The 440-nt window shown below is 40.0% G+C and carries 1 pseudogene; it reads right to left on the bottom strand.

The annotated features are described in order from the left end of the window. Window positions 1-274, bottom strand: a pseudogene (locus tag DVK07_RS21860) (Tat pathway signal protein); the annotation flags it as partial. Window positions 275-440: the final 166 nt, after the last annotated feature.

The following is a 440-nucleotide window of genomic DNA, read 5'->3' as shown; positions in this document are numbered from 1 at the left end:
CTTGTTTATTCTTTTCCTCTTTATTAGACTTGTGAACACCACCACTAAAATCGCGATAAAGATGCGAGACGCCAGATTCTTTCAACCGGAAAATCGCCTGAGAGTCATTTTCTGCTAACACCTCAATCTGAGGCTGGCTCTCTTTTGGAGGAGATTTGGATGTGGAGTTATTTTCCGCAGCAGCGACGGCTCCCGTAGATGCAAATGAACCGACAGCACTTCCAACTCCAATCTTCTTGAGTATGCTTCGCCGAGTTATGTCTTTATCTGACATACATGATGTCAATTGAATACATACTTTATAATTCTAATTATATGATGTGAGTGAAAAAACATCAATGATAGGTCAACCAATTGAAACTTAATAGTAATTCACTAAATTGAGGCAGTAAATAATCACAGACGGCACTGTCTAGTTAACAACCTCAACCGGCGTTCGA

Origin of the sequence: Halorubrum sp. Atlit-26R (genome assembly GCF_003666015.1) — an archaeon.
Taxonomy (GTDB): Archaea; Halobacteriota; Halobacteria; order Halobacteriales; family Haloferacaceae; genus Halorubrum.
Note: the sequence above shows the minus strand (reverse complement) of the source record. Positions and strands in the feature narration are given on the sequence as shown.